This is a genomic window from Herbaspirillum sp. GW821-FHT09A12 (assembly GCF_059418325.1).
In genome coordinates, this window is record NZ_JBWKPR010000028.1 from 1 (window position 1) to 3,527 (window position 3,527).

The 3,527-nt window shown below is 64.3% G+C and carries 1 protein-coding gene; it reads left to right on the plus strand.

Annotated elements, in window-relative coordinates:
* Positions 1-3,527: hypothetical protein (locus AC07N6_RS24230; RefSeq protein ID WP_494783855.1), on the plus strand; the 3,527-nt coding region annotated here is incomplete at both ends.

Here is a 3,527-nt window from a genome sequence, read left to right on the forward strand (position 1 = left end):
AACACCGTCACGCGCAGCAGCGGCGTGGCCAACACCCCCATCTTCGAAGGCGGCACGATGTTCCTGGCCGGCCTGCAACTGGGCAACGGCAAGCTGGCCACCTCGCTGACCTACAAGTTGAACAACGGCACCGCCGTTCGCCTCAACGCACGCGACGGCATTCCGGGTATGTTCATCATTCCGGTAGGCCACGCAGCGGCCAACCTGGAATTGTCGCTCACCGCCGCTGACGGCAGCACCGACACCTTGATCGGTTCGGTCAATCCAGGCAATGGCGTCACCAACCTGCAATTCATCAAATACGCCGACTCGTCGCTGGTCTTCAACAACCTGGACAGGTCGGCCAACCGCCTGGAGATCAAGTACCGGGAAGAAGGTACATCCACCTGGAAGACCAAGACCTTAACGCGTACGCCCGGCAATACCAGCTGGACCTGGGATACCCAGGCCGATGGCCTGGTCCCCGACCGCAACCGTGCGTACCGCTACGAAGTCACCTTCGACGCCTATGATGCCGACGGCATCAAGGTCAACAACGGCACCGCCGTCGTCGCCGCCGGCGCCATTGCCGGCGGCACCTACACCACCGCCTCGATCACCGGCGCGGTCAAGCCGCGCTGGATGGCCTTCAATGCCGGTCACCCGGAGGCAGCGTCACTGTCCCTACGCTACCGCCCCAAAGGCAGCAATGCCGCCTTCGCGGAAGCCTCCTTGAATCGCCTGCCATCAGGCATCTTCAAACTCGATATCTCGGACTTGCCTCCCGATACCGAATACGAATACGCCTGGGATGCCATCGATGCCAGCGGCGCAACGCTGGCATCCAGTCGCGGTTACTTCCGCAGCGAGACCAGTATCCAGGCCACCGACGGCAGCAACATCAACTGGGTCATCAGCCTGGACAGCGACCTGCACAGCGAAACCCAGATCAACCGCAGCCAGCGCTACGACGCCTTCGGCAACATCGTGGCCGAGACCGACGGCCGCGGCAACACCGTTGAATTCGAGTACAACGCCCTGGGCCAGTTGACCTTGAAACGCGATGCCGCCACCGACATCACCCTGGAGAACGGCTATGTGGTCACCGGCCACCGTGCCGAGACGCGTTACTACTACGACGCCGCCGGCAACCTGGTGGGCACGCGCGACGCCGGCGGCAACCTGACCACCCAGCGCTGGCACTTCGGTTCGGAACGCGCGCAAGTCGCGCAAAGCTGGCACGCCGACGGCGGCACTAAAAGGAATGCCTACGACGTCTTCGGCAACCTGCGCACCTCGACCAACGAAGACAACTGGCAAACCAGCTACCAGTACGACGCCCTGAACCGCCTGGTCACGTCCGAGCGCAGCATCAGCGCCACCGCCAAGGCAGTCGACCGTTACGAATACGACATCAAAGGCCAGCGCATCGCGGTCACCAATGCCCTGGGCCACCGCAGCACCACCCGCTACGACAGCCAGGGCCGGGTCACCGAAACCACCAGCGCCGAAGGCCGTTCGGTGCGTTACGCCTATACCTATGATGCCGCCATCGCCAGCCTGGGCGACACCCAGACCGGCGGCTGGCGCCGGGTCATGACCGACGCCAACGGCCGCAGCATGAGCGACGACCTCGATATCACCGGTCGGGTCCTGCGCCATGTCGACCTGGGCGGTCGCGTCTATACCTACCGCTACAACCACGCCGGCCTCATCGCGACCCAGCGCAGCACGGCCGGGCAAGACATCGACTATGTCTACTACGGCAACGGCTACGTCAGGAACATCATCGACCGCGGTACCGGTAAAACCTCCACCTACGAATACGACAACGACGGCAACCGCACCTTCGAGGGTTACATGGCCGACAACGGCCAGTTCGCCTTCCAGCAGCAGCGGGTCACCTATGACGCCATGAACCGCGTGGTCAGGATCAGCGACCCGCGCTACGACATCGTCTACGAGTACGACGCGCTGAGCAACCGCAGAAGGATGGCCAGCACCTATACCGATGGCGTGGGCGGGCATCTTGCCTACCAGGAATATTGGTACAGGTACGATGCATTAAGCCGCTTTACCATCAGCATGGGCCAGTTGACGGGCGGCAGGCGCGCCACCCGCGCCAATGACGCCGGCATCCGGATCGAACGTGGACAAACCGGCGACGGCGTCGAGCTCACCTACACGCAAGCCGGCCTGCGCGCCAGCGCCAGCTATGCCGCCACCGCCAAGCGCGGCGCCTACAGCGAACGCTACTACTACGACGGCCGCGGCCTGTTGACGCAAACCGCCCTGGACGACGGCAGCAGGGTCTGGCGCGACATGGACGCCGCCGGCCGGGTGACAACGGTCAGAACCACGAACCCCAACGGCAGCCTGCTGCAGCACAGCCAGCGCACCTACAACCGCGACAACCAGCTCCTGCAAGACCACGATGTCCTGGGCAACAAGGGCACCCGGTATGAACTGATGGCCGACGGCACCGTGTCGGCCACCCAGACCTACAGCAGCGACAGTAAAGACACCACCCTGCGCACCAGCTTCACCTACGACTGGTGGGACAGCGCCAAGCAGACCAACATCACCTTGCAGGCCAGGAACAGCCAGGTGGATTCCTGGAGGAAAGTATGGCGACCGGGGTTCAGCCACTTCAGCTATGACGTCAACGGCCACAGCAAGCTGGCCTACGACGAAGAGGGCAAGCGCGCCTTCAGCTACTGGACGGATGCGGATGGGCAGGTCTTGAAACGCCAGGAGCTGATCGGCGGCAGCTACAACGCCGCCACCGGCCAGATGAACGGCGCCAGTAAAAGCCGCGAGCACGCGTATTACTACCTGGACGGCAAGAGAATCGGCGATGTGGGCAACGACCAGACCGAGCGCACCGACTACGCCCAGGAACTGGCGGCCCTGCGCAACCGGGACAACCGGCGCGGCTACGAACGTTTCACGCCCACCAACGCGGCCGACTTCGACGCCAACTTCCAGCCCATCAACAGCGACTACCCGGCCAATGCGCCCAGCAGCTACACGGTCAGGCAAGGCGACACCCTGCAGGGCATCGCACGGGGCCTGTGGGGCGACGCCTCGTTGTGGTACTTGCTGGCCGAGGCCAACGGCCTGATCAACCAGCAGCCCGGCGCCATCCTGACGGCCAATACCACGCTGGTGGTACCCAACCAGGTTACCAACATCCACAACACCAGCAGTACCTTCAAGCCCTACAACCCCGGCAAGGCCTTGGGCGACACCAGCCCGACCTTGCCCAGTGCACCGCCGCCTCCTCCTCCGCCAGGTAAGGGGGGATGCGGCGGCTTCGGCGCGATCCTCACGATTGCGGTGGTGGTTGCGGCCACGGTGTTTACGGCCGGCACCGCGGCAGTCGCCATGGGCGCAACCGGCGGCAGTTTGGGCGCGGTCATGTCAGCAGGCGTGGCCGTGATGGCAGGCACCAGCACGGTCGTTGGCGGATTGGCGGCAGTTGCGGTGGCGGCGGGCGCTGCAGCCGTCGGCTCCATCGCCGGCCAGGGCTTTGCGATTGCCACCGG